This window comes from Magnetospirillum sulfuroxidans, from assembly GCF_018224925.1.
GTDB lineage: Bacteria > Pseudomonadota > Alphaproteobacteria > Rhodospirillales > Magnetospirillaceae > Magnetospirillum > Magnetospirillum sulfuroxidans.
Window position 1 is genome coordinate 1 of the sequence record NZ_JAGTUF010000039.1, and the last position, 6,540, is coordinate 6,540.

At 53.4% G+C, this 6,540-nt stretch carries 3 protein-coding genes; 2 read left to right on the top strand and 1 reads right to left on the bottom strand.

The window, feature by feature from the left end; genetic code table 11:
• Positions 1 to 14 precede the first annotated feature (14 nt).
• Complete coding sequence (locus tag KEC16_RS19360; RefSeq protein ID WP_211552028.1) at positions 15 to 1,715, top strand: carbamoyltransferase C-terminal domain-containing protein; 1,701 nt, start codon at positions 15 to 17, stop codon at positions 1,713 to 1,715.
• A 193-nt stretch (positions 1,716 to 1,908) separates the two neighbouring features.
• Entirely contained in the window at positions 1,909 to 2,883 is a 975-nt protein-coding gene (locus tag KEC16_RS19365; RefSeq protein WP_211552030.1) for a LacI family DNA-binding transcriptional regulator, read from the top strand.
• Positions 2,884 to 3,148: 265 nt separating this feature from the next.
• Here the strand turns inward: KEC16_RS19365 and KEC16_RS19370 are convergent, their stop codons facing one another.
• Positions 3,149 to 6,481, bottom strand: a complete 3,333-nt coding sequence (locus tag KEC16_RS19370) for an AAA family ATPase (RefSeq protein WP_211552032.1) — start codon at positions 6,479 to 6,481, stop codon at positions 3,149 to 3,151.
• Positions 6,482 to 6,540: the final 59 nt, after the last annotated feature.

The window sequence follows — 6,540 nt, forward strand, 5'->3', positions numbered from 1 at the left end:
GATAACTGGGAATTATGGCTGCTGATCGACTCCTCTACGTGGGTATCCATATCGGTCACGACCGTAGCGTTTCCGTGGTAGAGAATGGGACTTTGGTTGGCCATTTGGCCGAGGAGCGTGTGGACCGGGTAAAGCATTCCCGTTCTGTGGCCTTCCCTCGCCGTAGCCTTGATGTCCTGGCTCGATCGCTAGGGTTCTTGTTGGAGCAGGTATCCGCGTTTGCTATCACCTATGCCTTCGTAGACATGGACACGCTCGGCCCCCATTTGATTGCGGATTTCCGGGCAGAGTTCGACTTGCCCGATGCAACAGTTTTCTGCATGGGACATCATCTGGCCCATGCTTATTCCACCTTTTTTACAAGCCCCTTTCGAGACGCGGCAATTTTGGTTGCCGACGGTGCGGGGGATTTGGCGGGGCAGTACCTGGAGGCCGAGAGCGCCTATCGAGCTTCGCCGGATGGAATCGAGCAGATCTGGTCGCGGCCGCAGGATTTGCCCTCCAGTGACGTCCAGAGGCGCAATTTTTTTTGCATGCCGTATATGGGTGAATGGGATCGCCCCAAGCAGATCAGTTTTGCCCGCAAATACGAACAGTTCACTTACGCCCTGAATTTTGGTTGGGGGCAAAGCGGCAAGACCATGGGCTTGGCCGCCTGGGGAACCCCCCTATTCGGGCCACCCGCCCATGCGCTGAACCCGCCGGATTTTCCTCTATCGATGGCCGACATGATGGCCGAGTTGGAAGAGTTGCGCGCTGCCAGCGGCATGTCATTTGGACGGTTCGTTCGTGAACGGGCCAAGGATGTTGCGGCCACAGCCCAGTCAGCGGTCGAGGGTATGGTGCTGGCGGTCTGCAAGCATGTTCGTGAGCTTAGCCCATCAGACAACCTATGTTTAGCTGGCGGCCTGTTCCTCAATTGCGTCCTGAACCACAAGATAGTCAGGGAAGCTGGCTTCAAGAACGTCCACATCGTTCCCGCCTGTGGTGACGATGGTCAGTCTATCGGGGCAGCCTATTTTGCCTGCGAAAGATCGGAGGGCAGGCTCATTCCGGGGCTTGTTTCACCATATCAAGGTCCCGAGCCGAAGCCGCAAGCGGCCTGGGCCGCCATCGAGGCGGCGGGGCTGGGCGGGGTGGCGCGAATACTCGACAACGAATCGCTGGTTGCCGAGATTGTGGCGCGGCTGCAAGAGGGACGAACTGTCGGATTGTGCCGAGGGCGCAGTGAGATGGGGCCGCGCGCACTCGGGCATCGCAGCATTCTGGCCAGTCCGACCGATCCCCGCATGCATGCCCACATGAATCGCTACGTCAAACATCGAGAGGATTTCCGTCCTTTGGCCCCCATGGTGCGGTGGGAAGATCAGTTCTCCATTTTCGAGTTAGCCGCGCCATCTCCGCACATGCTGCTGACGGCGCAAGTTCGATCGGAATGGAAAGAAAGAATCCCCGCAGTAACCCATATTGACGGCTCGGCTCGGGTTCAGGCGGTACGTCAGGAGGACGAACCCTTCCTGCACCGCCTGCTTACGATCATGGGAATGCAAACTGGCGTTCCGGTTCTCATGAACACATCGCTGAATAACCGAGGTGAACCCATAGTCGAGACTCCGGCGGAGGCGCTTGCCATGCTGCACCGTAGCGCCCTCGATGCGGTCGTCGTGGAAAACATCCTGGTGGATCGGGATCAGCGAAGACGAAGCTGTCCGTAATTCAATGAGCGCCGAAGCGCTGCCTGTAACCACAAGGCAGCGGCCAGATGGTCGCCATCGCTCAAGTATAGAGAGTAATGAGTAACACGAAATTTCCTCCGTAGACGCACCGGAGATGCAGGCATACAAGATATAAAAATAAATGACGTTAACAATGAAGGTAGTTAACCCAAGATCTAAATATGGTAATGACATGACGCCGATCGTAGAAAAGTTTATAACATCAGCTTCCATTCGAGTTTTGCATTCATTTGCAAAATCAGTCGGAGAAAAACTGAACCTATTTAGGAAGCTGTCGGGCGACTCCTTCGTCGCAATAGTGTGTGGCGGAGATTTTGATAGGGTGTTTTTCAGGGAGCTGGTTGCTGCAATTTTAGATGAATGCACCACCAGAAAATTAGTACCCATAATTATAGACACGACGCGGCCAAATACGCTTGAATTCCGCTTGGCTGGATTGGAAACGCTGGGAAAAGCTTTATCGGGAATTCTTTACTTGCCGGCGGCCTCATCTGCGGAAGGTCGCAGAAAAATGATTGATTTCATAAAGAGAACATCCAGGCCAGTTGTTATCGTAGACAAAAGTAATGACAGTGAGTTCCTGGATACAAAAAATGTGAAGTTTTCCCACTATGACAATTACAAGTTAAGCGAAGCCATGCGCAGCATCCTCGACGCCCACTCTAAAGATGAAAGTGTGTATTGGGTCTGCCATGAAAGCCCAATGTCCGAAAATGGTAAGATCAGATACGGTAGTTACGCAAATCACTTTCGAGGAACAATAAGCTGCGACCCGATTAAGTCGCGAGATGATTCCTATAGAAAGTCGCTAATGCACATGATATCGACGAATGAAACCTCAAAATGCATGACATTTGTATGCCTGAATGACGATATAGCACTTGGTGTTGACGATGCTGCATTTGCGCTCCACACCGGAGTCGGTGGGCACATCCAGGAACTGCCGCACATAAGGATATGGTCATATGATTGTACAAGGTCATTAATGGAAAGAAGAAAGACGGGAGACCTCAAGTTTATTTGCGGCGGTACGGTGCAGGATGTCTCAGAGCTTGCACGCGATTCTCTAGACAAAATCGCATCACTATCACTCAGCAATAGTGCGTTTGGAAATGACCTGAGTCCAAAGCAAACGATTATATTGTAGAATTTTTAGCAACACCAATTAGAAGGTACATAGGGGGCGGAAACAAGCCGTTGATAGCCTTTGAATATTGCTAACGCCATATGACTGAGTGGCGTCAGTCGGACGACTGAGGTGTGCCAGAAATTCTCTCGCTTTACATCAAATAGGCTGGCTCCTGACGCTTCGCCAAGGGGCTACAGCAACAACCATCTCGGTAAGGTTGCTCTGCAAAAGCATGCTATGCACTTGACGCCTCTCGAAACGGTGGATGTGCAATATGTGGAAATCAGCGAAGCGCTAACAGATAGTTACTAACAGGCTCCCGGAAAGGAATGGGCAATGGCTTCGACCGACCGATCAGACCGTGATCCAATACGCTTCGGAGGACGGTCTGGAACCATTCCGCAGGTGTCAACTGGCCACTGTCGTAGGAGCGCAAGTGTTTAACCACGGCTTCGGCGCCACGCTCTCCCTCGCTTTCCAATCTGAAGCGGATCAAGTTGCTGAGTACCGCCAGATTGGGGCTACAACTGTCCAGGTTTCCCAGGAATAACAATCCTTGCTGGTCCAGGTAATGTAGCGCCGTCTGCCAATGGCCGAATGCTCTGCCTAAGTTAGAATCGCTTTCGTGCAACTCGGTGATGGCAAGTAGGTTGTGCAATTGCCAAAAAAAGAAGCCATTGCCGTACCGCAGGCATGATTCGATGCCGAGTCGGGCGTAACGCTCAGCTGCGCGCCGATTTTCTGCCTTGTCGAGGCCCAGCAAGGCATAGGCGGTAGCCAACGCAAGTTCGGCCCTCGTTATTGAAAAGGAATATGCGTTCTTCACGGCCTCGCCGAGTAATGTGCCCAAAACCCCGATTTCCAAGCCGATGCGCTCACGCTCGGTTGGCATGGCCATCATTTTGGCAATGCTCAAGTTAAGGTTGGCATGGCAGACATGCCGTGGGCTGGCGTGACGACGGGACCATTCGGTAGCCTGCTCAGTCAGGAATAAGAATTTTTCCGGGTCATCGAAGGCATGTTCTTTGGTTCGCGAGGATTTAACCAGGGATGCCAGTTTGTCATCCTTTAGGCTTTCTGCCTCACGCCGCGACAGTTCCGAAAAATTGACGAACTGTGCTCGGTGATTGAGTTGATGGTGAATGTTCTGAAGTCGGTCGTACACATCGAACATTAAGCGATGATTGCCGGAAATCTCCGGGGCATGGGAGGCCTGTACGACAATTTCGAGCATGATTTTTTGCGCTGAAGGCACATGGCCAAGGTTCAGTAGAATGTGAGCTTCCAACTGTCTCAGTTCCAGCATGAAACCGTCGCGCTGATTTTTAGACAGTTTGAGACGCCCCAAAATCGCGTACTGACTTCGGACTGTCTTTAGCGCGATGGCAAGCGATGCATTGTGCAAAGCGCAGTAAGTTTCAGCCACGCACAACCGGGCGATGGCGTCATCGGGTTCCTCCAATTTCTCGGCGGCCGCGATAAGCGGCTGGAAATAAGGGAGTTCGCTGGCAGGAATATTGAGGGAGCTGATGTTGCTCCAGCCGGTGCCTTGCCGCCAGAGCGGCTGCAAATAGGCAAAAGCCTCTTGGGGGCGACCGGCGAATATCGCGAGCCGACCTCTCTGCCGTTGGCCGGAGACGATCTCCCCGGTCGTCAGAAGCTTTTCGGCAGCCTCTGCGCCATCGGCGGTCGTTCCTAGGCGGTTCAGAAAGTACGTTTGCAGGTTCTCGTGGGTAAAGCGAAGCTGTCCGTCCCGGACTTCCACAAATTTATGCTTTTCGGCAGCCATTAGGGCCCGGTCGTCGTCACCACTCTGGACTAGCTTACGTACATCTTGTGAGGGAATTTGCATGCCCAGGGCAGCCAACGCTACCAGCAGGACGCGCGCTTGGGCGTTGGAGCTAGCCACCAAGTGATTACAGCGACGCTGAATAAGCTCATGTAACCCCTGGGGGATATACTGCTTTCCGCTGAACACGCTCGCATTCGTGATTCCAACGGTATTGCGGTTGACGACCTGCGCGATCTTCAGGTCCAGAAGATATTCTATGGCCTGGATGGCGCCGAAGGGCGTGTTTTCACTAATTCGGTGAATGCTGGCGACAACCGTCTCAGGCGCTTCGGTCACGGTTGCGCGAATGAAACTACAGCATTCATCATCGGTCCATCGTGTCACGGCAAGGTCCGCAACTGTCGGAGGATGGTCGCCGGGAGGTGCTGAGGCGGCGATCGCTATGTGGTCTAACAGCGCAAAATAATCATCGTTGGGAAAGGTGCCGTCAACGCGGCCAGTTCCGATAATCGTCACTCTACTGGCCGAAGTGCGATCCCCGAAGGACCGCAGTGCTGCCAGAAGATCAGGGGAGCCGTGATGCAAATCCTCAAGGCAGATTACGTAATGGGCATAGTGATCACCGACTTGGTCTAGAAACTCAAAAAATTCAGCGATCGTCGGCGAGGTGCTTGGTGGTTCGCAGTTATTCACGTTCGCCAAGTCATCAACGATATGACGAAGAGTTTTACCTAACTGGGAAGGCCTTAACTCGACACGCTTGATATAGCAGTCACTACCTTTCAGGGTGTCGGACAATGCCTCAAGGATCTTGCTTTTGCCTGTTCCGGCATCGCCCCGCAAGCTGATGAATCTGGCTGGGAGATCGGCGCACACCATATATCGAAGGCGCTCGACAAGTGAATGGTGAGCGATGCCAAATAGCGGCGGATCGAAGTCGAATTCTAGCTTGCTACCGCGGATTTCAAGGGTGCGCGAGCGCCCATCAATATTCAGTCCCAACCGCAGCCCGTCCAATCCCTCAACAGAAGTCTTTTCAAGACGCAATCGTGCCGTTCGCGTTTCGAGGGGCGGGATGAAAAAAATCAACTCCTTTTCCTCGCCACCACCACTGTCGGATTGAGAGATAATCGACCAGTTAATGTCCGAGCGTAGGCTGAGGCGTACGTTCCTCGTCTCATCGGAGAAATTGTCTAAGCGGACGAAAGCTTCCAGAACCTTTCTATTGCCGCGTTGTCCGTCACCATCCTCTGGACTAGATAGCAGGCAACGCAGGGAATCCCGATCAAAACAGCTATATGACGCGGTAATCGCCGGGGCGGGCGGGATCGTCTCTAGGGTGGGCAGAGACGAAGTAATGCCCTGGACGGCCATTGCCAGCCGACGCCGGTCGATCAAATAAAAGGCGCTGCCATTGGCGCGAAACCGCTCTCTGGAGTTGTGTTGCAGTTCTGGTGTTAACGTGGAGTTCGTTACAAGAAGAAAGTAATCTGGCACTCGCCCTTCGGCGGATAGCTGCAAAAGGCTCCCCCCGAAATCGCCCGGCGATAAAGTGTTGCCGTCATTTTTCTTGCATTCAATATAAAGCGTCCCACTCTCGGCGGTGCGGGGAGGGTTGAAAGTCAAGCCCAGGATGGTGATGTCGCGTTTAAAATGGACAACGATGTCCTTCCCCCGATCGCCTGTGCGCGGAGTATCCACCACCCAGACACCCCTTCCGTCAGGGCGTGCCCCCTGCCGAACGATGCGCTGAATTTCCGCTTCAAACTGCAGACCGGTGAGTTGGCTAAAATCCCACGTAAGATCGTTCGGGTCAGAATCCAAATGTGCGACCCGGGATCCACTGCTTCGGGGAAGTTGATCGACCATAATTCCCAGTTATC

Bases quoted from the DNA above. Each gene is read 5' to 3' on its own strand.
- KEC16_RS19360 (WP_211552028.1), top strand. From the start codon at position 15: ATGGCTGCTGATCGACTCCTCTACGTGGGTATCCATATCGGTCACGAC.
- KEC16_RS19365 (WP_211552030.1), top strand. From the start codon at position 1,909: ATGACGCCGATCGTAGAAAAGTTTATAACATCAGCTTCCATTCGAGTT.